This window comes from Monashia sp. HAY1-5C (assembly GCF_056755255.1).
This window is the reverse complement of record NZ_JBPGXG010000017.1, coordinates 13685-37455: the sequence shown is the minus strand read 5'-3', so window position 1 is coordinate 37455 and position 23771 is coordinate 13685. Positions and strand designations below refer to the sequence as shown.

Sequence of the window (23771 nt, the reverse complement as noted above, 5' to 3'; positions counted from 1 at the left end):
CCCGCCCGGCGACGGCCGCGGGGGCCGCCGAGACGGCCGCAGGGCCGGCTCCCCGGGTGGGGAGCCGGCCCTGCGGGCGGGTGTTCGCGCGGTCCGGCCTCGCGGCCGGGCCCTCAGAACTTGTCGAGACCGAGCGCCTCGTCGTCGAGGCGGATCGCCTCGCCGGAACCCGTCCCGAAGCCCGCGTAGTCGTACGCGTCGTAGCTCGGGAGCGAGTACATGGCGGCCTTGGCCTCCTCGGTCGGCTCCACCTTGATGTTGCGGTAGCGGGGCAGGCCCGTACCGGCCGGGATGAGCTTTCCGAGGATGACGTTCTCCTTCAGGCCGAGCAGCGGGTCGGACTTGCCCTCCATGGCGGCCTGCGTGAGCACGCGGGTCGTCTCCTGGAAGGACGCGGCCGACAGCCACGACTCGGTCGCGAGCGACGCCTTGGTGATGCCCATGAGCTCGGGACGACCGGCGGACGGGCGACCGCCCTCGGCCATTGCCTTGCGGTTGGCCTCCTCGAAGCGGCCCCGCTCGGCCAGCTCCCCCGGCAGCAGCTCGGTGTCACCCGACTCGATGATCGTCACGCGACGCAGCATCTGACGCACGATGACCTCGATGTGCTTGTCGTGGATCGACACGCCCTGCTGGCGGTAGACCGCCTGCACCTCGTCGACGAGGTGCTTCTGGGCGGCACGCGGGCCGAGGATGCGCAGCACCTGCTTCGGGTCGATGGCACCCTGCACGAGCTTGGTGCCGACCGCGACGTGGTCGCCGTCCTGGACGAGCAGGCGCGAACGCTTGCTGACCGGGTAGGCGTGCTGGTCCGAGCCGTCGTCCGGGGTGAGCAGGATGCGACGCGCCTTGTCGGTGTCCTCGATCTCGACGCGGCCGGTGGCCTCGGCGATCGGGGCGACACCCTTGGGCGTCCGCGCCTCGAAGAGCTCGACGACACGCGGCAGACCCTGGGTGATGTCGTCGGCCGCGGCCGCACCACCGGTGTGGAAGGTGCGCATCGTCAGCTGCGTGCCCGGCTCACCGATCGACTGGGCCGCGATGATGCCGACGGCCTCGCCGATGTCGACGAGCTTGCCGGTCGCGAGCGAACGGCCGTAGCACTTCGCGCACGTGCCGACGCGGCTGTCGCAGGTCAGGACCGAGCGGACCTTGATCTCGTCGACACCGGCCTCGTAGAGGTTGCGGATGGCGACGTCGCCCACGTCGATGCCGGCCTCGGCCAGAACCGTGCCGTCGGGGCCCACGACGTCCTCGGCGAGCGTCCGGGCGTACACCGACGCCTCGACGACCTCCGAGAGGCTGCGGCCGCCGGTGACCTCGTTGATCGCCGCGATCGGCAGCTTGAGGCCACGCTCGGTGCCACAGTCGTCCTCACGGATGATGACGTCCTGCGACACGTCGACGAGACGACGCGTGAGGTAGCCCGAGTCGGCGGTCCGGAGCGCGGTGTCGGCCAGACCCTTGCGGGCACCGTGGGTCGAGATGAAGAACTCGACGACGGTCAGGCCCTCACGGAAGTTCGCCTTGATCGGGCGCGGGATGATCTCGCCCTTCGGGTTGGCCATGAGGCCACGCATGCCGGCGATCTGACGGATCTGGAACCAGTTACCACCGGCACCCGAGGACACCATCCGGTAGATGGGGTTCGTGCGCGGGAAGTTGGTCTCCATCTCCTTGGCGACCTGGTTGGACGCCTGCGTCCAGATCTCGACGAGCTCCTGACGACGCTCGTCGTCGGTGATGAGACCGCGCTCGTACTGGGTCTGGACCTTCGCGGCCTTCGACTCGAAGCCCTCGAGGATCTCGGTCTTGTTGCTCGGCGTCGTGACGTCGGCGATCGAGACGGTGCAGCCCGAGCGGGTCGACCAGTGGAAACCGGCCTCCTTGAGGGCGTCGAGGGACGCGGCGACCTGGACCTTGGAGTAGCGCTCCGCGAGGTCGTTGACGATCGCCGACAGGCGCTTGCGGTCCACGGCCCGGTTCTCGAACGGGTAGTCCACCGGCAGCGTGTCGTTGAACAGCGCGCGACCGAGGGTCGTCTCGAGCGTCAGCGCCGGCACGAGGCCGTCCTCGCCGGCCTCGACACCCTCCGGCAGCGCGTAGCCGAGCGGCGGGACGACGTCGGTCAGGCGCAGCCGGATCGTCGAGCCGAGCTGGATCTCGCCACGGTCGAAGGCCATCCGGGCCTCGGCCGGGGACGTGAAGGCACGACCCGCACCGAGACCACCACCGTCGACCGCGTCGGTCAGGTGGTAGATACCGGTGATCATGTCCTGCGTCGGCATGGTGACGGGGCGACCGTCGGCCGGCTTGAGGATGTTGTTGCTCGACAGCATGAGGATGCGGGCCTCGGCCTGCGCCTCCGCGGACAGCGGCACGTGGACGGCCATCTGGTCACCGTCGAAGTCGGCGTTGAAGGCCGAGCAGACGAGCGGGTGGATCTGGATGGCCTTGCCCTCGACGAGCTGCGGCTCGAAGGCCTGGATGCCGAGACGGTGCAGCGTGGGTGCACGGTTGAGCAGCACCGGGTGCTCGGTGATGACCTCTTCGAGGACGTCCCACACGACCGGGCGGGCCCGCTCGACCATGCGCTTGGCCGACTTGATGTTCTGCGCGTGGTCGAGGTCGACGAGGCGCTTCATGACGAACGGCTTGAACAGCTCGAGCGCCATCTGCTTGGGCAGCCCGCACTGGTGCAGCTTGAGCTGCGGGCCGACGACGATGACCGAACGACCGGAGTAGTCGACGCGCTTGCCGAGCAGGTTCTGGCGGAACCGGCCCTGCTTGCCCTTGAGCATGTCGGACAGCGACTTCAGCGGACGGTTGCCGGGGCCCGTGACCGGGCGACCGCGGCGGCCGTTGTCGAAGAGGCTGTCGACGGCCTCCTGGAGCATCCGCTTCTCGTTGTTGACGATGATCTCGGGCGCGCCGAGGTCGAGCAGTCGCTTGAGGCGGTTGTTGCGGTTGATGACGCGGCGGTAGAGGTCGTTGAGGTCCGAGGTCGCGAACCGGCCACCGTCGAGCTGCACCATCGGGCGCAGGTCCGGCGGGATGACCGGGATCGCGTCGAGGACCATGCCGGTCGGGTGGTTCGTCGTCGTCTGGAACGCCGACACGACCTTGAGGCGCTTGATGGCGCGGGTCTTCTTCTGGCCCTTGCCGGTCGCGATGATCTCGGTCAGCGCCTCGGCCTCGGCTTCGAGGTCGAAGGACTCGAGGCGCTTCTGGATCGCCGCCGCGCCCATGCCGCCCTCGAAGTAGAGGCCGAACCGGTCACGCATCTCGCGGTAGAGGATCTCGTCGCCCTCGAGGTCCTGGACCTTGAGGTTCTTGAACCGGTCCCAGACCTGCTCGAGCCGCTCGACCTGCTGGTCGGCGCGCTTGCGGATGTTGTTCATCTCGCGCTCGGCGGAGTCGCGGACCTTGCGCTTGGCGTCGGCCTTGGCGCCCTCGGCCTCGAGCGTGGCGATGTCCTTCTCGAGCAGCTGCGCGCGCGCCTCGACGTCGGCGTCGCGGCGGTTCTCGATCTCCTTCTTCTCGACCTGGATCTGCGCCTCGAGCGAGGGCAGGTCGGCGTGCCGCTGCTCCTCGTCGACGGACGTGATCATGTACGCCGCGAAGTAGATGACCTTCTCGAGGTCCTTCGGGGCGAGGTCGAGCAGGTACCCGAGGCGCGACGGGACGCCCTTGAAGTACCAGATGTGGGTGACGGGCGCGGCGAGCTCGATGTGGCCCATCCGCTCACGGCGCACCTTGGCGCGCGTGACCTCGACGCCACAGCGCTCACAGATGATGCCCTTGAAGCGGACGCGCTTGTACTTGCCGCAGTTGCACTCCCAGTCCCGGGTCGGGCCGAAGATGCGCTCGCAGAACAGGCCCTCCTTCTCCGGCTTGAGGGTGCGGTAGTTGATGGTCTCGGGCTTCTTGACCTCGCCGTGGCTCCACTGGCGGATGGACTCCGCGGTGGCAAGGCCGATGCGCAGCTCGTCGAAGAAGTTGACGTCGAGCACGTGGTTCCTTCTCTCGTAACTCTCGTTAAGTCTTTGGTCTGAGTGGTGTTCGTTGACGAGGGGACGTATGCCGCTGAGCGGGCCCAGCGGCATACGCACCGCCTGTCGTTGGGGGGCCTTCTCAGACCTCTTCGACGCTGGACGGCTCGCGCCGGCTCAGGTCGATGCCGAGCTCCTCCGCCGCGCGGAAGACCTCCTCGTCGGACTCCTTCATCTCGATCGTCGTGCCGTCGGAGCTCAGGACCTCGACGTTGAGACACAGGGACTGCATCTCCTTGAGGAGGACCTTGAACGACTCCGGGATGCCCGAGTCGGGGATGTTCTCGCCCTTGACGATCGCCTCGTAGACCTTGACGCGTCCGGGGACGTCGTCGGACTTGATCGTCAGCAGCTCCTGGAGCGTGTAGGCCGCGCCGTACGCCTCGAGCGCCCAGACCTCCATCTCACCGAAGCGCTGGCCACCGAACTGGGCCTTACCGCCGAGCGGCTGCTGGGTGATCATCGAGTACGGGCCCGTCGAGCGCGCGTGGATCTTGTCGTCGACGAGGTGGTGCAGCTTGAGGATGTACATGTAGCCGACCGCGACGGGCTCCGGGAACGGCTCGCCGGAGCGGCCGTCGAACAGGCGCGTCTTGCCCGAGGCGTCGATGAGGCGCACGTCGTCGCGCGTCTTCAGCGTCGAGTCGAGCAGGCCGGTCACGACGTCCTCGGACGCGCCGTCGAAGACGGGCGTCGCGACGCGGGAGCCGGGCGGGGCCTCGTGGGCGTCGGGCGCGATCTCCTTGGCCCAGTCCGGGTTGCCCTCGATCTTCCAGCCGCGGGAGGCGGCCCAGCCGAGGTGCAGCTCGAGGATCTGGCCGAGGTTCATCCGTCGCGGCACGCCGTGCGGGTTGAGCACGACGTCGACGGGCGTGCCGTCCTCGAGGAACGGCATGTCCTCGACCGGGAGGATCTTGGAGATGACGCCCTTGTTGCCGTGGCGGCCGGCGAGCTTGTCACCGTCGGTGATCTTGCGCTTGTTGGCCACGTAGACACGGACGAGCTGGTTGACGCCCGGGGGCAGGTCGTCGCCCTGGTCGGCCCGGAACTCCTTGACGCCGATGACCGTGCCGGTCTCGCCGTGCGGCACCTTGAGGGAGGTGTCGCGGACCTCGCGAGCCTTCTCGCCGAAGATCGCACGGAGCAGGCGCTCCTCCGGCGTCAGCTCGGTCTCGCCCTTGGGCGTGACCTTGCCGACGAGGAGGTCGCCGTCGCGCACCTCGGCCCCGACGCGGATGATGCCGCGCTCGTCGAGGTCGGCGAGGACGTCCTCGGAGACGTTCGGGATGTCCCGGGTGATCTCCTCGGGGCCGAGCTTGGTGTCACGGGCGTCGACCTCGTGCTCCTCGATGTGGATCGAGGAGAGGACGTCGTCCTGCACGAGGCGCTGCGACAGGATGATCGCGTCCTCGTAGTTGTGACCCTCCCACGACATGAACGCGACGAGCAGGTTGCGCCCGAGCGCCATTTCGCCCTTGTCCGTGGCGGGACCGTCGGCGATGACCGAGCCGGCCTCCAGGCGGTCGCCCTCGTTGACGACGACGACCTGGTTGTAGCTCGTGCCCTGGTTGGAGCGGGCGAACTTGGCGATGCGGTACGTCTGGTACGTGCCGTCGTCGTTGGCCACCGTGACGAGGTCGGCCGAGACCTCCTGCACGACGCCGGGCTTGTCGGCGCGGACGACGTCGCCAGAGTCGAGGGCGGCGCGGTACTCCATGCCGGTGCCGACGAGGGGCGCCTCGCTCTTGACGAGCGGGACGGCCTGACGCTGCATGTTGGCGCCCATGAGGGCACGGTTGGCGTCGTCGTGCTCGAGGAACGGGATCATCGCCGTCGCGGCCGAGACCATCTGGCGCGGCGAGACGTCCATGTAGTCGACGTCCTCACCAGGCACGAGCTCCACCTCGCCACCCTTGGTGCGCACGAGGACCCGCTCGTCGACGAAGTTGCCGTCGAGGTCGAGCTGGGCGTTGGCCTGCGCGACGACGTAGCGGTCCTCCTCGTCGGCGGACAGGTAGTGGATCTCGTCGGTGACGTGGCCCTTCTCGACCTTGCGGTACGGGGTCTCGATGAAGCCGAACGCGTTGATGCGGCCGTACGAGGCGAGCGAGCCGATGAGGCCGATGTTCGGGCCTTCCGGCGTCTCGATCGGGCACATGCGGCCGTAGTGCGACGGGTGGACGTCACGGACCTCCATCTGCGCGCGGTCACGGGAGATACCACCCGGGCCGAGGGCCGACAGACGCCGCTTGTGCGTCAGGCCCGCGAGCGGGTTGTTCTGGTCCATGAACTGCGACAGCTGCGAGGTGCCGAAGAACTCCTTGATCGACGCCACGACGGGGCGGATGTTGATCAGGGTCTGCGGCGTGATGGCCTCGACGTCCTGCGTGGTCATGCGCTCGCGGACGACGCGCTCCATGCGGGACAGGCCGGTGCGGACCTGGTTCTGGATGAGCTCGCCGACCGACCGCAGGCGGCGGTTGCCGAAGTGGTCGATGTCGTCGACCTCGACGCGGACGTCGATCTCCTCGCCCTGCTTGACGCCCTTCATCGAGTCGCCGCCGTCGTGCAGCGTCACGATGAACTTGATCGTCTTGACGATGTCGTCGATGGACAGCGTCGAGTCGTTGATCGGCGCGTCGAGGCCGAGCTTCTTGTTGATCTTGTACCGGCCGACCTTGGCGAGGTCGTAGCGCTTGCCGTTGAAGTAGAGGTTGTCGAGCAGCGTCTGCGCGGCCTCCTTCGTCGGCGGCTCGCCCGGGCGCAGCTTGCGGTAGATGTCGAGCAGGGCGTCGTCCTGGCCCTGCGTGTGGTCCTTCTCGAGGGTCATCCGCATCGACTCGAAGTCGCCGAACTCCTCGAGGATCTGGGCCTCGGTCCAGCCGAGCGCCTTGAGGAGCACCGTGACGGACTGCTTGCGCTTGCGGTCGACGCGGACGCCGACCATGTCGCGCTTGTCGATCTCGAACTCGAGCCAGGCGCCGCGGCTCGGGATGATCTTGGCCGTGTAGATGTCCTTGTCGGACGTCTTGTCGGGCGTGCGCTCGAAGTAGACGCCCGGGCTGCGGACCAGCTGGGACACGACGACACGCTCGGTGCCGTTGATGATGAAGGTGCCGCGCTCGGTCATGAGCGGGAAGTCGCCCATGAAGACCGTCTGGCTCTTGATCTCACCCGTCTGGGCGTTCATGAACTCGGCGGTGACGAAGAGCGGGGCGTCGTAGGTCTGGTCGCGCTCCTTGCACGACTCGATCGTCTTGCGCGTCTCCTCGAAGCGGTGGTCGCGGAACGACAGCGACATCGAGCCGCTGAAGTCCTCGATCGGCGAGATCTCCTCGAAGATCTCCTCGAGCCCGGACCGGTCCGGGACGTCGGTGCGCCCCTCGGCCTTGGCCGCGGCGACGCGGGCCTGCCAGCGCTCGTTGCCGAGCAGCCAGTCGAAGCTCTCCGTCTGAAGGGCCAGGAGGTCGGGGACCTCGAGCGGTTCGCGAATCTTCGCGAAGGACAGACGCCCCGAAGGGGTCTGTGCGGTGGACATGTTCGTCGCAGTACGCGAGGCAGCCAAGGAGGGTCCTTCCACGGGCCTTTTCGAATCTTCAGATCCGCGTTGCCGCATGGCTTCGCTCACGGGACCCGGGTCAGAACTCGTACCGGACGGCACGGTGGTCAGCCTGACTGGACACGCGGAGAGAGGGCAGGGCAGCGCAAAGGCCCAGCCTACCGGCAAAGGGCAGGAGTGTCCAGCCGGGTCAAGAGCGGAGACGCCTGCCGGAGCCTGCCCACAGGTGGTCACCCGTGTCAGCCGCGGCGGCTGCCTGCCACGCTCCCGGACCGGGAGCTCGCAATGCGAACGCGTCGAATATGGCGCTCAACGGGCGGCCCGTCAAGAGCCACCCACCTCGCGGGCGCGTCGGGAGCCTCCGCGAGGGCCCCTCGCCCACCGTCCGGAGGCGTCCCGCGCCGGTCCCGTCGCCGCGCACCGGGCGTCCCTAGGCTGGGCGCGACCGGCCGTGCCGGGCGTGCCCCGGGGCCCACTCGAGAAGGAGATTCCACCATGTCAGACCAGAACCCCGGGAGCAGGGCGCCTTCGGCTCCCCCGCGCCCGGATCACCCGCGCCCGGATCACCCGCGCCCGGCTCCCCCGCGCCAGGATCACCCGCGCCAGGATCACCCGCGCCCGGATCACCCGCGCCCGGGTCGCCCGCTGCCGGCCCGTCGGCTCCCGGATCGCCCCCTGCCGGCCCGTCGGCTCCCGGCCCGTCCGGTGAGGCCCCCGCCGACTCGTCGGCCGGCTTCTTCCAGGCCCTGTTCGACGTCAGCTTCACGACCTTCGTCACGCCGACGATCGTGCGCATCGTCTACGTGCTGGCGATCGTCTGGGCGGCGGTCGTCTACGTCCTCGTCGTCGTCGGCGGCTTTGCCACGAGCGTCGGCACAGGGCTCGTCGTCCTGGTCTTCGGCCCGGTCGCTGCCGTCATCTGGCTCGCGATCGTGCGCATCTGCCTCGAGCTCGGTGTCTCGGTCGTGCGGATGAGCGAGGACGTCCACCGCCGGCTGCCTCAACCCCGACAGCCCGGCTGACCTGCGTGGACACGCTCAGAGCGCCGGCTGCTGCTGGGTGATGCAGTGGATGCCGCCGCCGCGGTCGAAGAGCGGGCGGGCCTCGACGCCGACGACGCGGCGCCCGGGATAGGCCTCGCGCAGCACCCCGAGCGACGCGTCGTCCTGCGGGTCGCCGAAGGTGCAGGCGATGACGCCGTCGTTGACGACGAGATGGTTGAGGTAGGACCAGTCGACGGGGCCCTCGGCGTCGGACAGGGTGCGCGGGGCGGGGACGCCGACGACCTCGAAGCGCTCGCCGCGCGCGTCGCGGGCGTCCTCGAGCAGCTCGCGCAGCACCCGGGACACGGCATGGTCCGGATGAGCCGGATCCTGCTGCTCGTGCAGGAGCACGACACCGGGGCTCGGGATCGTCGCGACGATGTCGACGTGGCCGCGGGTGCCGAACTCGTCGTAGTCGCGGGTCAGTCCGCGCGGGAGCCACACGAAAGCCGTGGCTCCGAGGGTTCGCGCGAGCTCGGCCTCGACGTCGGCCCGGGTCAGGCCCGGGTTGCGCCCCGGGTCCAGCTGGACGGTCTCGGTCAGCAGGACGGTGCCGATCCCGTCGACGTGGATGCCGCCGCCCTCGTTGACGAGTGCCGAGCCGATGCGCTCGGCGCCGGCCAGGCCCGCGACGAACGAGCCGATGCGGGCGTCGTGCTCCCACGTGGCCCACGCCTGGGCCCCCCAGCCGTTGAAGACCCAGTCGACGGCGCCGAGCCGCGTGCCGTCCGCCGAGCGGACGAACGTCGGGCCGATGTCGCGCATCCACGCGTCGTCGAGGGCGGCGGGCACGAGCTCGACGTCAGGGGGCAGGAGCGACTCGGCGACCGGCAGGTCGGCCGGGGTGACGACCATCCTGACCGGCTCGAACTCGACGACGGCGGCGGCGACGGCCGCCCACGTCGCGCGCGCGGTCGCCACCTCCTCGGGGGTCTCCCCGAGCGTGTAGCCCCGACTCGGCCAGGCCATCCACGTGCAGTCGTGCGGCTCGGTCTCGGCGGGCATCCGCCAGCCGGGCGCCGCCGGGGCAGCCGCCGCGTCGGTGTCACTGGTGGCGTCGGTGTCTCCGCTGGCGCCCGTGGCGTCGGTGGCGGGCACGCTCACGCGTCGACCTCGCGGCGGTGCTCGGCCCGGACCGGCTCGGTGAGAGCGGCGTAGGAGTCGGGGCGCCGGGTGGCCAGGAAGGGGAACAGCTCGAGCCAGTCCCGCCGCTGGGCGAGGTCGAGGTCGGCGACGAGGACCGCTGCCTCCTCCCGCGGGGCCTGGACGAGGATCCGGCCGTAGGGGTCCGAGATGAACGAGCTGCCGTAGAACGTGATGAGGCCCTCGGTGCCGTAGCGGTTCGGCACGACCATGAACAGGCCGTTGGCGATGCCGTTGCCGACGATGACCTGCTGCCACAGCGGCTGCGTGTCGAAGTCGGGGTGGTCCGGCTCGGACCCGATCGCCGTCGGGTAGCACAGCACCTGCGCCCCCGCGAGGGAGTAGAGCCGCGCGACCTCGGGGAACCACTCGTCCCAGCACGTCGGCAGGCCGAGGCGCATCGCCGGGTCGTCGAGCTCGACGACCGGGTAGGCGGCCTCGGGCGGGCCGGGGCGGAAGTACCGGTCCTCGTAGTACCCGGCCGTCACGGGGATGTGGGTCTTGCGGGTGCGGGCCACGAGCTGCCCGCTCGGGGCCACGAGGACGGCGGTGTTGAAGCCGAGGCCGTCGGCCGCCCCGTCCGGGGCGTCGGCCCGCTCGTAGAGCGAGGCGTGCACGTGGACGCCGAAGTCCCGGGCAGCGTCACGGGCGAAGGTGACCGTCGGACCGGTCTCGAGGTCCTCGGCGGTCGCGTTCGGGGTGCCCTCGGGCAGCGCGTCGGCCGGGTAGCGCGACAGGGTCAGCTCGGGCAGGAAGACGACCGACGCTCCCGCCTCGGCTGCCGTCCGGACGCCGTCCCGGAGGGTGTCGACGAGGGCCGCGGGGCCCTCGACCCACGCGTGCTGGACGACTCCGACACGGACCGGAGGGGCCTGCGGAGCGTGGACGCGGGCGAGGGACTCGGGGACACCGTTGGCCTGGATGAGCTTCACAGGAGGCAGTATGCCAACCGCTGGGCTCCCCCGCCCCGGTCCCGGACGACCCCCTCTGGGCGCCCGGGACCAGCCCCTTTCAGAATGCGGCCAGGTCGCTGACGAGCCAGCGTTCCCCCACCTTCCGCATCGTCGCGATGACCCGGTTCTGGTCGATCGCGGGGGTCGTGCTCGCCTTCGTCGTCGTCGCCTGGTTGACGAAGGCGAGGACGCGCACGGTCGTGCCCTCACCGCCGTCGCCGGTCGCGTCCATGACGCCGGCGTCGTAGACCTTGGCCTGGACGGTCGCACCGTTCTTGACCGCCATCGGCTTGATGTCGGCCGCCGCGACCTTCGTGAACTGCTCGCGGAACGGCGAGGCGAGCTGCGGCGTCACCTGGGCGACGTGCTGGTCGAAGGTGGTGCCGCTGTAGCTCAGGAGGCTCTCGAGCGTCGTGCGAGCCGAGCCGACGGCCGCGCTGCGGTCGGCGTCCGTGACGGTCGGACGCAGCGACAGCACGAGCGTCGTCGCGAGCAGCGCGAGCGCGAGGACCGCCGCGGTGGCGGCCGGCCACAGCCGGCGCCCAGGTTGCGGCGCGTCCGCGCCGGCCTCGGCGGGTGCTCCGACGCGCACGTCGGGGGCCGTGGGGGTCACGGCCTCCGGGGACGCCTCGACGCGCACGGCGCGGGCCGCGGGAGCCGTGACCGCGCCGGTCGGCGGGGCGGTCAGGGTGGGCAGCACCTCGGCACGGCCAGGACCGGTGGTCTCGCGGCGGCGGGAGCCGGCGACGCGGCGGCGGGCGCCGGCCGTCCTCGGCGACGCGGCGGGAGGCGTCGTCCGGCGGGTGTCAGCTGACGAAGTCAAGGGCGTTCACCTTCCAGGCGTCACCGACGCGCACGAGGTCGAGGCGCAGGCGGTACGTCTTCTTCTCGGGTGTGCTCGTCGACGCGTTGGTCGTCGGGGCGACCACCCCGACGATGACGCGGGCCGAGTCGTCGTCGGCGGAGACGAGAGCGGCCTCGGCGCGCTCGACGGTCGAAACCGTCTTGTTCGCGGTGACGACCGGCTTGAGCTGGGCCAGGGTGGAGGCGTACTCGGTGCGGAACTGGCCGGTGGCGTCGTCGAGGACGCGCTTGGTGTCCGCGTCGAAGGAGGAGGCACGCATCGTCACGAAGTTCACGGCGATCTGCCGTCCGGCGGCGAGCGCCGCCGAGCGTGACTCGTCGGCCTGACGGGCCTGCCACGCGGCGCGCCCGAGCGTCGCCGTGACGGCGAGGGCCGCGAGGAGGAACACCGCCGCCAGCGCCCAGAGGACGCGCGCGGAAGGACGCCTGGTGCGCGGCTGCCGGGTGCGCGGTTCCGTGGTGCGCGGTTCCGGGGTGCCTGGCTGCCGGGTGCCTGGCTGCCGGGCCTCGGTGTCGTCGGGCGTCGGTCCGCCCCGGTCGGTGGGTCGCTGGGTGACCGTGGTCATTCGAGGGGTGTCCTTCCGTCACCGGCCCGGACGACCCTGGGTGTGCGACGCCTAGCGGAGCGCCTCCTGCATCATCCAGAGCCAGCTCGGACCGTTGTCGGTGGTGCTGGTCGGGTTCGGTGTCGAACCGGGTCCACCGGTCGGGGCGACCGGTGCCTGTACGGACAACGAGGCGGGGCTGTCGGAGGTCACGGCCGCGTTTCCGAGGGCCACCGGCGTCGACCCGAAGGCCATCGGGTAGCTGGCACCGCTCTGGGCGCTGCCACCGCCGGGGCGGGGCTTCGGCTCGTTCTGCGCACCCCGGACGTTGGTGCCCGAGCCGCGGGCGGCGGCGCAGTGTGCGTCGAAGTTGGTCGGCGGGAGGTTCGTCGTCCGGTGCGGCTCGACCTTCCGGGTCCCCTCGTAGCCGGCCACGCAGGCCTTGGGGTCGTCGGCGTTGAGGACCAGACCGAAGTGCGCGGTGCCGTCTCCGGGGATCACGGTGAAGCCGCCCGTGACGACGTCGGGGTAGGTGACGAGCATCTGCTCGATGCCGTCGAGCCGCGCCGTCGTGACGTTGCCGATGGTGATGAAGTTCGCGAGCAGCGCCGCGAGGCTCTGCTTGTTCTCGCGAATGAGGGCGTCGAGCTGGGTGACGGCGGTGGCCCCGCGGTCGAGGACCAGGCGCAGGTCCGGGTCGGCCTGCTTCAGGGCGTCCGCGACGTCGGCGAAGCCCGCGATGCTGGCGCGGATGTCCCTCCCGCTCTGCTTCTGGGTCGTCAGGACGATTCGGCCGTCGTCGATGAGCGTCGTCGTCTCGGGGAGCGCCTGCGTCGCGGCGACCGTCAGCCGGTCACCCGCGTCGACGAGCCGCTGGAGGTCGGACCCGCCGTCGGCGAAGGCGTCACCGAGCTCGTCGACGGTCGTGACGAGCGCGTCGCGGGGCACCGACGCGACGGTCCGGTCGACGTGCCGCAGCAGCTGGTCGATGCGGATCGGGAACGCGGTGTCCTCGCGGGGCACGACGTCACCCGCGGCGAGGTAGGGCGCGCGGTCGGTGCGCGGCTGGAGGTCGAGGTACTGCTCGCCGACGGCTGACCGGTTCTCGACGACGGCCCTGGTGTCCTTGGGCACCTCGGTGCCTCGGTCGAGGCGGGCGTCGACGCGAACTCCGTTGCCGGACAGGCGCATCGCTTCGACGCGGCCGACTGTGACACCCCGGTAGGTGACCTCGGCCCCGACGAAGATGCCGCCGGACTCGGCGAGGTCGGCCGACACGACGTAGCTGCCGCCGATGATCTTGTCGGTGAGGCCGACGTACCTGGCCGACAGCACGGCCACGAGCACGACGGACAGCAGCGCGAAGACGGCCAGCTGGATGCGGACGGTACGGGTGATCACCGGGAGCCTCCCGTCGGGAACAGCGAGGACCAGGCCGACCCGTCGGAGCCCGGCCCCGACGCCGACTGGCCGAGCGGCAGCCCGGGCAGGGTCGTCGGCAGGGGCACGCCGGGGACGGTGGGCACCGGGACCTTCGGCACAGAGGGGACGGAGGGAACGGACGGCAGCGGGACACCCGGCAGCGACGGCAGGCCCCCGGCGGGCAGCCTGCCGATGCCGAGGTTGTCGGCGATGGTGCCGACGTCGGTGTCGAGGGTGGCCCAGAGGTTGGTGTAGTCGCCCTTGATCGTCGACTGGGCGTTGTTCGGGAAGGGGTAGGTCAGCAGCAGCTGGAAGCTCTTGGGCAGGTCGTCGCCGGCCTTGTTGAGCTGGTGCAGGATCGGGCTGACGGCCCGCAGGTTGGCCTCGAGGTCGGCCCTGGAGCCCTTGATGACGCGAGTGCCGACGGCGCCGAGGTGGTCGAGGGCGGTGAGCATCGCGGTCAGCTGCCGGCGCTGGTCGGCGAGGATCTTCAGGCCCTTGGGCAGCTCCTCGAGGGCCTTGCCGATGTCGTCGCGGTGCTCGGCGAGCGTGGCGCTCAGCCGGTCGATGCCGTCGAGCGCCCGCACGATCTCGGACTTCTGCGCGTCGAGACCGCCGACGAAGGTGTCGAGCTGGCCGATGACGTCGCGGACGTCGGCCGTGCGACCGCGCAGGGCGTTGTCGAGCTCGGCCTCGATCGTCTTGAGCTGCGCGACGCCGCCGCCGTTGAGCAGCAGGGACAGCGCGCCGAGCACCTCCTCCACCTCGGGGTTGCGGGTCGTGCGCGACAGCGGGATGCGGTCGCCGTCGGACAGGCGTCCCTCGGGCGCGACCCCGGTGGGCGGGGCCAGCGCCACGTACTTCTCGCCGAGCAGGGAGGTCTGCTTGAGCTCGGCGGTCGCGTTGTCGGGCAGGACGACGGAGCGGGGCAGGCGCAGGCGCACCGTCGCCGTCCAGCCGTTGACCGAGATGTCCTCGACGGTGCCGACGCTGACCTGGTTGACCTTGACCGAGGACTGGGGCACGAGGTCGAGCACGTCGGAGAACTCGGCGGTGACGGTGTAGGCGTCGTCGCCCGTGCCGGCTCCGCCGGGCAGCGGCAGGTCGTAGGCGTTGCAGCCACCGACGGCGAGGCAGGCGACGACGGCGGTCGCCGTGGCCTTGAGGGCGGTGCGGACCGGACGCATCGAGGGCTCCTGCGGGGTGTGGGCCGACATCAGCGACCACCCCCGAGCAGGCCGCCGAGGGACGGGTCGGCTCCGCGGAGGTCGACGAGGCCGCCCGGCTGCGGCGTGCCACGCAGCAGGGTGCCGCTCGGCAGGGCGGGCAGCTGCGGCAGCCTGAGCAGCAGGGCCGAGCGCAGGGTGTCGCACAGCTTGCTGTTGCCGCTGTGCGTCGGCCCGGTGAGGATCGAGCAGACGAGCAGCAGCGGGTCGTCGAGGCCCTTGGCGTTGTTGCGGGTGTCGAGAGTGCCGGTCTGCGGGTGGTAGGCGTTCTGCAGGTTCGACAGCGCGGTCGGTGCGTTCTCGAGCACCTGGGCCAGCGCGTCACGCTGCTTGACGAGCGAGCCGGTGACGGCGACGGCGCGGTCGAGGTCGGTCTTGACGAGCGCGCGGTTGTCCCTGACGAACGACTGCACCTCGTCGACCGCGACGCCGAGGTTCTTCAGCGCCGACCGGAGGTCGTCGCGCTCGGCGGACAGCTGCACGGCCACGGTCGCGAGGTCGCTGTTGAGGCGGCGCACCTGGTCGTTGTTCGTCGCGAGCATCGAGGTGAAGGACTGCAGGTTCCGCACCGTGCCGAAGAGGTCCTCGCGGCTGCCCGAGAGGGTCGACAGGGCCGTGGACAGGTCGTGGACCGTGCCGTTGATCTTCGTGCCGTTGCCGTCGAGGTTGGCGGCCGACGTCTCGAGCAGCTGCGACAGGGCTCCCTGCCTGTTCGCGCCGTCCGGGCCGAGTGCCACCATGAGGTCGTCGAGGCTCTGCGAGACGCGATCGAGCTCGACGGGGACCGCCGTGCGCTCCAACGGGATTCGCGTACCGGCCGCGAGGGCGGGACCGGAGGTGTAGACGGGCAGGAGCTGCACGTACCGGTCGGACACCAGCGACGGCGCGACGATCGCGGCCTTGGCGTCGGCGGGCACGCGGTACCTGGCGTCGTAGCTGAAGGTGACGTGGACGTGGTCGCCCTCGGGCACGACCGTGTCGACCTGCCCGACGCGGACGCCGAGGATGCGGACGTCCGAGCCGGGGTACAGCCCGACGGCGCGGGTGAAGTCGGCGCTGACGGTCGTCTGCTCGGCACGCGGCCAGAAGGTGTACGCCCCGGCGGCGAGCGCCACGACCGCGACGGCGACCACGAGCATCGTGAGCAGGGACCGCGAGCGGGCGGCAACGGCGGCGGCCATCAGCGTCCACCCCCGAGCAGCTGCGGCAGCGAGGTGCCGGGAAGGGAGAGCCCGGGCGTGCCGACCGGCACGACGAGGTTGCTGACCCATGTGTCGAACCAGCGGCCGGTGCCGAGGGTGTTGGCGTAGACGCGGGTGAAGGGGGCCATGAGCTTGATCGTCTTCTGGAGGTCGGCGTCGTGCTTCTGGAGCAGGGCGAGGGTGCGGTCCAGCTCGTCGAGCGCGGGCTTGAGCTGAGCGCGGTTGTCGCGGGAGAGCCCGGTGAGCTGCTGGGCCAGGGCCGAGGTGTTGCGGAACAGCGTGCGGATCTCCTCCCGACGCTTGGCCAGCTCGACCATGAGTGCGTCGGCGTCGCGGATCAGCGTGCCGACCTGCTCGTTGCGGCTCTTGAGCAGCCCGGTGACCCGGTTGGCCCGCTGGAGCAGCGCGGACAGCTGCTCGTCGCGGCCGGCGACGGTGCGCGACAGGCGCGACAGGCCGTCGAGCGTCGAGCGGACGTACTTCGGACTGTCGCGGAACTCGGTGGCCATGACGGTCAGGGACTTCGCGAGCTGGTCGGTGTCGATGCGCTCGGTCGTCGTCGTGAGGTCCTGGAAGGCGTTGATGACGTCGTAGGAGCTGACGGTGCGCGTCGTCGGTATCTGCGACCCGGCGTCGAGCCGCCCGCTGCCCTTCGGGTCGAGGGCGACGTACTTCTCCCCCAGCAGGGTCTTCATGCGGATCGAGGCGCCGGTCAGCGAGCCGAGCTGCACGGAGTCGTCGGTGACGACGAAGTCGACGCGCACGTGCGACCCCTCGAGGTCGACGCCGGTGACCTTGCCGACCTTGACGCCGGCGAGGCGCACGTCGTCGTCGGGGCGGATGCCGCCGGCCTCGGTGAAGGCCGCGCTGTAGCCGGTGCCGCCGCCGATGACCGGCAGGCTCGAGGCGTTGAACGCGAGGAACAGGAGCAGCGCGATGACGACGAGCCCGGCGGCACCGATCGGGACGGGGTTGCGCTCGCGGAACGGGATGCTGCGCGACCTCATGGCTGGCACCTCGCGGACGAGACGTCGTAGGAGGGGGAGACGCCGGGCAGGATGGGGCTCCTCGTGTCGAAGCGGCACAGGTAGAAGTTGAACCACGAGCCGTACGTGGCGGTACGGGTCAGGGTCTCGATGCGCCGCGGCGCCGACGTGACGAAGTCCTCGAACAGCTTGACGTTGGCGGGCTTGTTGAGCGTCGTCGACAGGGTCCGCAGCTGGGCGACGTCGTCCTTGATGAGCGGACGCGTGGTCACCAGCAGGTCGGCGGTCTCGGCGGAGAGGTCGTTGATCCCGGACAGGGTGCGCCCGATGGTCTCGCGGTCGGCGGCAAGGCCGCTGGTGAACCGCTGGAGCTGGTCGATGAGGTCGAGCAGCTGCTGGTCGTGGGCGTCGACGGTGCCGAGGACGGCGTTGAGGTTGTCGATGGTGCGTCCGATGACGGCGTCGCGGTCGGCGAGGGTCGAGGTGAGGCTCGCGGTCTTGGCCAGCAGCGCGTTGACGTTGCCGCCCTCGCCCTGGAGCGTCTCGATGAGGAGGCCCGACAGCTCGTTGACGTCCTTGGGCGACAGCGCCGCGAAGAGCGGCTTGAAGCCGTTGAACAGGACGGTGAGGTCGAGGGCCGGGTGCGTGCGCGCCAGCGGGATCGTCGCACCATCGGGCAGCGGTGCGGCCGACCCGGTCCCCTGGGTCAGCGCGAGGTAGCGCTGGCCCACGAGGTTGCGGTACTTGACGGTGACCTCGGTGCCGCGGGTCAGCACCGAGCTCTTGAGCACCGTGAAGTCGACCTGCGCGACCGCCTGCCCGGTGCCCGGCGCCCGGGCCACCCGGACGTCCTCGACCTCCCCCACCCGGACGCCCGCGATCCGCACGTCCTGTCCCTCGACGACGCCGGTGGCGTCGGTGACCAGGGCGGTGTACGTCGCCTTGGAACCGAGCTGGATGTTGGCGATGGTCATCGCGAGGACGCCGGTGGCCGCGAGGGTCACGAGCGCGAACACGACGAGCTTGACGAGCGATGCCTTCCACCTCATCGGGTGCTCACCACCGTCCCGCGCATGAGCGGCCCGGCGAGCAGCGTCTGGATGCCGCTCGGGGCGGCGTCGTCCGAGTCGTCACGGGCGAGCAGCGCCGCGACGACGCGCTGCTCGTCGACGGTTCCGGCCGTGCCGGAGTCGGAGGCACCGGCCTCCCCGAGCAGCGCCTGCGGAACTCCGCTGAACGGGGTGCCGCTGCCGGCCGGTCGGGTGCCGTCGTCGAAGTGGTGGCCCTTGAACGGGTTCGACTGGGAGCCAGCGGGGTTCGGCAGGCCGTAGCAGTTCGGGCCGCGCTTGTCCTGCCATCGCGGCTCCTCCCCGGGCTGGTAGGCCGGACGCGGTGGGACGACCTCGAGCGTGATGTGGAAGGTGCCGCCGGAGAAGGCCTCGTTGACCCGCGGCAGCCAGTTGACGAGACCGGAGGCCATGCACGGGTAGATCGGGGAGTACTCGGACAGCAGCTGCAGCGTCGGGCGCGACACGCGTCCGACCTGGATGATCCGGTCGCCGTTGTCGCGCAGGAAGCCTGCCGTGGTGTCGGCGAACCCCGCCGTGCCGACGAGGAACGCGGCCAGCTGCTGGTCCTTCTCGACGACCGTCCGGTTGGTGACGCGCAGCGACTCGGTGAGCCGGAAGAGGTCCGGGCTGACGTCGGCGTAGAGGCCGGCGACGTCGGCGAGGAGGCTGACGTCGTCGGCGATGACGGGCATCTGCGGGTTGATCGCCTTGAGGTAGCGGTCGAGCAGCTGCAGGTTGCGTCCGATGCGGTCCCCACGCCCGTCGAGCGTCGTCGAGAGGGCGTTCAGGGTGGTGGCCAGCTTGGCCGGCTGGACGGTGCGCAGCAGCGGGTAGAGGTCGTCGAGGACGCTCTCGAGCTCGATGCCGACGGCACTGCGGTCCTGGGTGATGACGTCACCGGCCTGCAGGTGCCTCGCGCTCGGCGCGGCGACCGTGACGAGGTCGACGTACCGCTCTCCGAAGAGGGTCTTCTGCAGGAGGCGGGCGTTGACGTTCGCGGGGATCCGGCCGACCTGGTCCGGCTGCAGCGCCAGCTCGAGCCGGGCGCCGTCAGGCGTCACCGAGACGCTTCGGACCTCGCCGACGAGCAGGCCGCGCAGCTTGACGTCGCTGCTCTCCTGCAGCTGGCTGCCGAGGCGGTTGGTCTCGAGGGTGACCATGACGACCGGCGTGAACCGCTTCTGGAAGGTGGCGACCGACAGGGCGACGAGGAGGGTGACGACGACGACGAAGACCATGCCGTAGGCCTTCTGCCCCAGCCGCTTGCGCGTGTGCTGGGTGACCGGCCCGGGTGTCGAGTCCGTGCTGACGTCGGTGACGGGCTGGTGCGCGGTGGCGGTCATCCGGCGATCCTCACGCTCGTCGTCGCGCCCCAGATCGCGAGGGACAGGAAGAAGTCGACGATGTTGATCGCCACGATGGAGGTGCGCACCGCCTTGCCGACCGCGACGCCGACGCCGGCCGGGCCTCCCGAGGCCGTGTAGCCGTAGTAGCAGTGGATGAGGATGATGACGACCGCGAACACCATGACCTTGCAGAAGGACCAGAAGACGTCGCCCGGTGGCAGGAACAGGTGGAAGTAGTGGTCGTAGGTGCCCTCGCTCTGGCCGAAGTACGAGGTCGAGATGAACCGGGTGGCCGCGTAGGAGCTGAGCAGGCCGAGGACGTAGAGCGGCACGACGGCGACGAACCCGGCGATCATCCGGGTCGTGACGAGGAAGGGCAGCGAGGGGATGCCCATGACCTCGAGCGCGTCGACCTCCTCGGAGATGCGCATCGCGCCGAGCTGGGCGGTGAACCCGCAGCCCACCGTCGCCGCTAGCGCGAGCCCGGCCACGAGCGGGGCGATCTCGCGGGTGTTGAGGTAGGCGGAGAAGAACCCGGTGAAGGCGCCGGTGCCCAGCTGGTCGAGCGAGGAGTAGCCCTGCAGGCCGACCTCGGTGCCGGTGAAGAAGGCGAGGAACGCGATGACGCCGACGGTCCCGCCGATGACCGACAGCGCGCCCGTGCCGAGCGACACCTCGGCGAGGAGGCGCACGACCTCCTTCTTGTAGCGGCGCAGCGTGCGGCCGCTCCACGCGAGCGAGCGCACGTAGAAGCGCATCTGCTCCCCGAGCGAGTCGAGCGTGCGCGACGGCGCGCTGGCGAGATGGAGCAGGCGCTCCGCCGCGGGGTTCTGGGTCTTCGTCGTCATCGCGGCCTCAGATCTTCTGCGGGACGACCTGGAAGTACACGGCCGTGATGACGAAGTTGACGACGAACAGGAGCATGAAGGTGATGACGACGCTCTGGTTGACGGCATCCCCGACGCCCTTGGGCCCACCGCCGGCGTTGAGCCCCTTGTAGGCGGCGACCACGGCGGCGATCGCGCCGAAGACGAGCGCCTTGACCTCGGCCGTCCAGAGGTCGGGCAGCTGGGCGAGCGCGGTGAAGCTGGCGATGTACGCGCCCGGCGTGCCGCCCTGGACGATGACGTTGAAGACGTAGCCACCGACGACACCGACGACGGAGACGAGGCCGTTGAGAAGGACGGCGACGAGCATCGAGGCGAGCACCCGGGGCACGACGAGGCGCTGGATCGGGCTGATCCCGAGCACCTCCATCGCGTCGATCTCCTCGCGGATCTTGCGCGAGCCGAGGTCGGCGCAGATGGCCGAACCACCGGCGCCGGCGATGAGCAGCGCCGTGACGATGGGGCTCGCCTCACGCAGGACGGCCAACACGCTCGCCGCCCCCGTGTAGGACTGGGCGCCGAGCTGACGCGTCAGGGTGCCGAGCTGCAGGGCGATGACGGCGCCGAACGGGATGGACACGAGGGCGGTCGGCAGGATCGTCACGCTGGCGATGAACCACGCCTGCTGGACGAACTCCTTGACCTGGAACGGTCGTCGCGGCAGGGACCGCATGACGTCCAGCGCGAGCGCGAAGAGCGAGCCGGACTGCCGGAGGGCGCCGGTGAGGGGTGCGGCCACGTCAGCGCACCCCGTCCAGGGCCGCCGCCTGCGCCGTGGCGGGGGCCGGCGGCGTCGAGGCAGGCGGCGTCGAGGCAGGCGGCGTCGAGGCAGGCGGCGTCGAGGCGGGCGGCGTCGGGCCCACTGGCGTCGGGCGCAGGTGCCCGTCGGTGGCGAACGAGCCGGGCGGCGGCGTCACCCCGTTCTCACGGCACCATGCACCGGCGGGTCGGGCCGTGCGCCGCGCCGACCCGTCGGACGGCTCGAGCTGCAGGGCGATCGGTGGCAGCGGCGGCAGCTCCTGGCCGGACTCGGCGGCCAGCTCGTCGGCGTCCTTCTCCTCGGACATGCCGATGGGCCCGACGCGCTGGGCGTTGAGGAACTGGCGCACGACCGGCTCCTCGGAGGACAGGAGCATCTCGCGGGGGCCGAACATCGCCAGGTGGCGGTGGTAGAGCAGCCCGATGTTGTCGGGCACCGTGCGGGCCGTGTTGATGTCGTGCGTGACGATGAGGAACGTCGCCTCGATCTGGGCGTTGAGGTCGACGATCAGCTGGTTGAGGTAGGCCGTGCGCACCGGGTCCAGGCCGGAGTCCGGCTCGTCGAAGAGGATGATCTCGGGGTCGAGCACGAGGGCCCGGGCGAGGCCGGCCCGCTTGCGCATGCCCCCGGAGATCTCGCCGGGCAGCTTGCCCTCGGCGCCCTGGAGCCCGACGAGCTCGATCTTCTCCCCGACGATGCCCCGGATCTCCGACTCGGACTTGCGCGTGTGCTCGCGGAGGGGGAAGGCGATGTTGTCGTAGAGGTTCATCGACCCGAAGAGGGCACCGTCCTGGAAGAGGACGCCGAAGAGCTTGCGGACCTCGTAGAGGTCGTGCTCACGCAGCCGCGTGAGGTCCTGGCCGTTGATGACGATCGACCCGGCGTCGGGCTTGAGCAGCCCGACGAGGGTCTTGAGGAAGACCGACTTCCCGGTGCCCGAGGGGCCCAGCATCACCGAGATCTCCCCGGCGGGGAGCGTCAGGGTGACGTCCTTCCAGATCGTCTGCGACCCGAAGGTCTTGGTCAGACCGCTGACCGCGATCTCCACACCCATGTGGCACCTACTCGTTGTCTCGACCGTCTCGACTCGGTTGTCTGGGAAACGAGTGGTCAGGGGCGAAGTTACGCGCGAGTTCACCCTCCCCCCATTCGGCGTCGGTCACCCCTACCCTGTGAGCAGGCCGCATGGCGGGGATGGGAGCCGGGAGCGACGAGGAGGGCTGATGCGGGCACAGCTGTTGGCCTCGCAGGTCGAGCCCGGTGCCGTCATCGAGGTCGAGGGCCGGTCCCGGCGCGTGCTCGGGACGCTCCGCTTCGTCAGCGACGGGCGTCGGTGGCGCGAGCACTGCGTCGAGGGGTCACGGTCGGGCAGCCGCGAGTGGGTCGCGATCAGCCCCCGCGACCGCGACACCGTCATCGAGTGGACCGCGCGCCACGACCTCGTCGGCGAGCCGGATCTGCGCGGCCTCACCCTCGACGGGCGCGAGTGGGACCTCGACGAGGCCGGCACGGCCACGTACACGGCCACGGGCGACACCGGCACCGGCCGGGACGGCACGTGCGAGTTCGTCGAGTACACGTCGGGGGCCGATGCCGTCCTCGTCTTCGAGAGCTTCGACGGCGGCGTCTGGGAGATCAGCACCGGCCGGCGGGCCCGCCCGGAGGCCGTGACCGCCTACCACGACGTCGTCGGCTGAGCCCACCGCGCAGCCGGCGACCCCGGATCCCTAGCCGTGCGTGGCGGTGACCTCGTGCCGTGGCCGGCCGTCCTCGACGTGCAGCGTCACCGACGCGACGCGGCCGGCCGCCCCGAGCCGGGCCAGCCCCGCGAGAGCCGCGTTGAGCCGGTCGAACGTCTCGGGCGTCGGGACGGGGGCCTGCCCGTCGGCGTTGCCGGACAGGCCGGTGAGCCGGTGGTCGGGCCCGACCGTGATGGTGGCCGCGAGGCGCTCGACGTCCCGGCCCCGGAACGCGACGACGCCGGCGTGCAGCGTGCGGGCCACACCGTCGAGCAGTTCGCCGACGCGTGCCGACGCGTCGTCGGGGTCGACGACCTCCGGTGCGGACCCGGACGCGGACCCCTCGGACCGGCGCGGCGAGTGTCCCTCGCTGAGGAAGCCGACGGCGGCGAACTCGATCTTGGCGAAGTCCACGACGGCGTCGCGCGCGAGCGAGTTGTCGATGACGTAGGCGAGGTTGACCGCCAGATCCCTCATGCCCGGGTGCAGCTGCTGGCCGACGAAGCGCGCGCACAGCAGCATCGCGTGGACCCGCACCATCCGGCGGCCGCGCCGGTCCTGGACGCGCTGCTCCGGCTCGACGCGGCCGAGGTCGAACCCCTCCGCGGGATAGAAGTGCACCGGGCGCTCGAGGACGAGCAGCGAGTAGTCGGGCCGGTCCGAGCCCGGCATGAGCCGGTAGAGCTCACCGTTGAGGGGTAGCTGCCACTCGAGCTCGGGCGGCGCGACGTCGAACCGGGTGACGCTGACGAGAGGTCCGTAGCGACCCGAGGGTGCCGCACCACCCGGCGGCGTCCCGTGCGGCGTCGACCCCTCGCCAGCCCCCGGAACTGTTCCCGGAACTGCTCGCGGAGCAGCCCCCGGAACCGCTCCGGAGGCGAGGCCCTTGGCATGCGAGCGCCATCCCATGCGGTCAACCTACCGGCAGGCGCACCGCGCCCACGGGCACCGGCCGCCGCGGCGGCGAGCGTGCT

General features: G+C 70.9%; 18 protein-coding genes. 2 read left to right on the top strand and 16 right to left on the bottom strand.

Annotated features, from left to right (window positions below):
• Positions 1 to 113: 113 nt before the first annotated feature.
• Both ACR9ZK_RS04555 and rpoB read right to left on the bottom strand, forming a co-directional pair.
• Positions 114 to 4013, bottom strand: a complete 3900-nt coding sequence (locus ACR9ZK_RS04555) for a DNA-directed RNA polymerase subunit beta' (protein ID WP_481340690.1) — start codon at positions 4011 to 4013, stop codon at positions 114 to 116.
• A 121-nt stretch (positions 4014 to 4134) separates the two neighbouring features.
• Complete coding sequence (gene rpoB, locus ACR9ZK_RS04550) at positions 4135 to 7617, bottom strand: DNA-directed RNA polymerase subunit beta (RefSeq protein WP_481340689.1); 3483 nt, start codon at positions 7615 to 7617, stop codon at positions 4135 to 4137.
• A gap of 740 nt (positions 7618 to 8357) precedes the next feature.
• Here rpoB and ACR9ZK_RS04545 point away from each other — a divergent pair.
• Positions 8358 to 8633, top strand: a complete 276-nt coding sequence (locus ACR9ZK_RS04545; protein WP_481340701.1) for a DUF4282 domain-containing protein — start codon at positions 8358 to 8360, stop codon at positions 8631 to 8633.
• 15 nt (positions 8634 to 8648) lie between these two features.
• Here the strand turns inward: ACR9ZK_RS04545 and ACR9ZK_RS04540 are convergent, their stop codons facing one another.
• The 13 genes from ACR9ZK_RS04540 to ACR9ZK_RS04480 all read right to left on the bottom strand — a co-directional run bounded on the left by ACR9ZK_RS04540 (position 8649) and on the right by ACR9ZK_RS04480 (position 22112).
• Positions 8649 to 9659 (bottom strand): agmatine deiminase family protein, encoded by a 1011-nt coding sequence (locus tag ACR9ZK_RS04540; RefSeq protein ID WP_481340700.1) that lies wholly within the window; start codon positions 9657 to 9659, stop codon positions 8649 to 8651.
• A 95-nt stretch (positions 9660 to 9754) separates the two neighbouring features.
• Positions 9755 to 10729, bottom strand: coding sequence for a nitrilase-related carbon-nitrogen hydrolase (locus ACR9ZK_RS04535; protein ID WP_481340688.1), 975 nt, complete (start codon positions 10727 to 10729; stop codon positions 9755 to 9757).
• A 79-nt stretch (positions 10730 to 10808) separates the two neighbouring features.
• Positions 10809 to 11573, bottom strand: a complete 765-nt coding sequence (locus ACR9ZK_RS04530) for a hypothetical protein (protein ID WP_481340687.1) — start codon at positions 11571 to 11573, stop codon at positions 10809 to 10811.
• On the bottom strand, positions 11557 to 12180 hold the full coding sequence (locus ACR9ZK_RS04525; RefSeq protein ID WP_481340686.1) for a hypothetical protein: 624 nt from the start codon (positions 12178 to 12180) through the stop codon (positions 11557 to 11559). Before ACR9ZK_RS04525 ends, ACR9ZK_RS04530 begins: the two co-directional genes overlap by 17 nt.
• 51 nt (positions 12181 to 12231) lie before the next feature.
• Entirely contained in the window at positions 12232 to 13560 is a 1329-nt protein-coding gene (locus tag ACR9ZK_RS04520; RefSeq protein ID WP_481340685.1) for an MCE family protein, read from the bottom strand.
• Entirely contained in the window at positions 13557 to 14798 is a 1242-nt protein-coding gene (locus tag ACR9ZK_RS04515; RefSeq protein WP_481340684.1) for an MCE family protein, read from the bottom strand. Before ACR9ZK_RS04515 ends, ACR9ZK_RS04520 begins: the two co-directional genes overlap by 4 nt.
• Positions 14798 to 15988, bottom strand: coding sequence for an MCE family protein (locus tag ACR9ZK_RS04510; protein ID WP_481340683.1), 1191 nt, complete (start codon positions 15986 to 15988; stop codon positions 14798 to 14800). Before ACR9ZK_RS04510 ends, ACR9ZK_RS04515 begins: the two co-directional genes overlap by 1 nt.
• Positions 15988 to 17016: an MCE family protein gene (locus ACR9ZK_RS04505; RefSeq protein WP_481340682.1), complete on the bottom strand. Its 1029-nt coding sequence runs from the start codon at positions 17014 to 17016 to the stop codon at positions 15988 to 15990. The genes ACR9ZK_RS04510 and ACR9ZK_RS04505 overlap by 1 nt, the downstream gene beginning before the upstream one ends.
• Positions 17013 to 18044, bottom strand: a complete 1032-nt coding sequence (locus ACR9ZK_RS04500; RefSeq protein WP_481340681.1) for an MCE family protein — start codon at positions 18042 to 18044, stop codon at positions 17013 to 17015. Before ACR9ZK_RS04500 ends, ACR9ZK_RS04505 begins: the two co-directional genes overlap by 4 nt.
• A complete protein-coding gene (locus tag ACR9ZK_RS04495; RefSeq protein ID WP_481340680.1) occupies positions 18041 to 19408 on the bottom strand; it encodes an MCE family protein in 1368 nt (455 codons plus the stop codon). Before ACR9ZK_RS04495 ends, ACR9ZK_RS04500 begins: the two co-directional genes overlap by 4 nt.
• Positions 19405 to 20259 carry an MlaE family ABC transporter permease gene (locus tag ACR9ZK_RS04490; protein WP_481340679.1) on the bottom strand — a complete coding sequence of 285 codons (855 nt, stop codon included), beginning with the start codon at positions 20257 to 20259 and terminating at the stop codon, positions 19405 to 19407. The genes ACR9ZK_RS04495 and ACR9ZK_RS04490 overlap by 4 nt, the downstream gene beginning before the upstream one ends.
• Positions 20260 to 20266: 7 nt before the next feature.
• Positions 20267 to 21037 (bottom strand): MlaE family ABC transporter permease, encoded by a 771-nt coding sequence (locus ACR9ZK_RS04485; protein ID WP_481340678.1) that lies wholly within the window; start codon positions 21035 to 21037, stop codon positions 20267 to 20269.
• 1 nt (position 21038) lies between these two features.
• Positions 21039 to 22112 carry an ABC transporter ATP-binding protein gene (locus ACR9ZK_RS04480; RefSeq protein WP_481340677.1) on the bottom strand — a complete coding sequence of 358 codons (1074 nt, stop codon included), beginning with the start codon at positions 22110 to 22112 and terminating at the stop codon, positions 21039 to 21041.
• Positions 22113 to 22281: 169 nt separating this feature from the next.
• Here ACR9ZK_RS04480 and ACR9ZK_RS04475 point away from each other — a divergent pair, with 169 nt between their 5' ends.
• The gene (locus ACR9ZK_RS04475) at positions 22282 to 22755 is read left to right on the top strand and encodes a DUF4178 domain-containing protein (protein WP_481340676.1); all 474 of its coding nucleotides are present in this window, start codon (positions 22282 to 22284) and stop codon (positions 22753 to 22755) included.
• A gap of 30 nt (positions 22756 to 22785) precedes the next feature.
• Here ACR9ZK_RS04475 and ACR9ZK_RS04470 read toward each other — a convergent pair whose 3' ends face one another.
• Positions 22786 to 23706: a hypothetical protein gene (locus tag ACR9ZK_RS04470; protein WP_481340675.1), complete on the bottom strand. Its 921-nt coding sequence runs from the start codon at positions 23704 to 23706 to the stop codon at positions 22786 to 22788.
• Between the last annotated feature and the right edge of the window lie 65 nt (positions 23707 to 23771).

Excerpts from the sequence above, each read along its gene's own strand:
- ACR9ZK_RS04500 (WP_481340681.1), bottom strand. The coding sequence starts at position 18,044 with ATGAGGTGGAAGGCATCGCTCGTCAAGCTCGTCGTGTTCGCGCTCGTG.
- ACR9ZK_RS04490 (WP_481340679.1), bottom strand. The coding sequence starts at position 20,259 with ATGACGACGAAGACCCAGAACCCCGCGGCGGAGCGCCTGCTCCATCTC.
- ACR9ZK_RS04505 (WP_481340682.1), bottom strand. The coding sequence starts at position 17,016 with ATGAGGTCGCGCAGCATCCCGTTCCGCGAGCGCAACCCCGTCCCGATC.
- ACR9ZK_RS04475 (WP_481340676.1), top strand. The coding sequence starts at position 22,282 with ATGCGGGCACAGCTGTTGGCCTCGCAGGTCGAGCCCGGTGCCGTCATC.
- ACR9ZK_RS04480 (WP_481340677.1), bottom strand. The coding sequence starts at position 22,112 with ATGGGTGTGGAGATCGCGGTCAGCGGTCTGACCAAGACCTTCGGGTCG.
- ACR9ZK_RS04510 (WP_481340683.1), bottom strand. The coding sequence starts at position 15,988 with ATGGCCGCCGCCGTTGCCGCCCGCTCGCGGTCCCTGCTCACGATGCTC.
- ACR9ZK_RS04540 (WP_481340700.1), bottom strand. The coding sequence starts at position 9,659 with ATGCCCGCCGAGACCGAGCCGCACGACTGCACGTGGATGGCCTGGCCG.
- ACR9ZK_RS04525 (WP_481340686.1), bottom strand. The coding sequence starts at position 12,180 with ATGACCACGGTCACCCAGCGACCCACCGACCGGGGCGGACCGACGCCC.
- ACR9ZK_RS04470 (WP_481340675.1), bottom strand. The coding sequence starts at position 23,706 with ATGGGATGGCGCTCGCATGCCAAGGGCCTCGCCTCCGGAGCGGTTCCG.
- ACR9ZK_RS04495 (WP_481340680.1), bottom strand. The coding sequence starts at position 19,408 with ATGACCGCCACCGCGCACCAGCCCGTCACCGACGTCAGCACGGACTCG.
- ACR9ZK_RS04515 (WP_481340684.1), bottom strand. The coding sequence starts at position 14,798 with ATGTCGGCCCACACCCCGCAGGAGCCCTCGATGCGTCCGGTCCGCACC.